This is a genomic window from Streptomyces sp. SID13726, assembly GCF_010548375.1.
In the GTDB taxonomy this organism is placed as follows: Bacteria; Actinomycetota; Actinomycetes; order Streptomycetales; family Streptomycetaceae; genus Streptomyces.
This window is the reverse complement of record NZ_JAAGLY010000898.1, coordinates 1-381: the sequence shown is the minus strand read 5'-3', so window position 1 is coordinate 381 and position 381 is coordinate 1. Positions and strand designations below refer to the sequence as shown.

Genomic DNA, 381 nt, shown 5'->3' with positions numbered 1-381 from the left:
GAGATCGCCCCGGACTTTCCCGCGATCCGTTTCGTGCCGCACATGCTGATCGGCGCCTTCATCGCCTTGCCGCTGATGGAGGACCGGTCCGTGGACCAGGCGTTCCTTGCCGACTTCATCGACTCCGTGGTCTTCCCCGCCCTCGGCGTCTGAGTCCCCGCGACTCGTTCCTGCTGCTCCTGACACGCCGCTCTCGTCGTCGGGCCGGCTATCCACGCCCTGATCCGTCCCGGATCCACCACGACCTGAACGGGAGAACCGCCTCCGTGGCTACCTTCCTCTACCGACTCGGCAGGGGCGCCTTCCGGCGCCGAGGCCTCGTCGCCCTGCTCTGGGTGGCACTGCTCTTCGCCGCCGGCTTCGGCGCGGCGACGGTGTCCG

Annotated in this window: 1 pseudogene; it reads left to right on the top strand. The window is 69.0% G+C overall.

Annotated elements, in window-relative coordinates:
- Positions 1-153, top strand: a pseudogene (locus tag G3I78_RS52730) (TetR family transcriptional regulator); the annotation flags it as partial.
- Between the last annotated feature and the right edge of the window lie 228 nt (positions 154-381).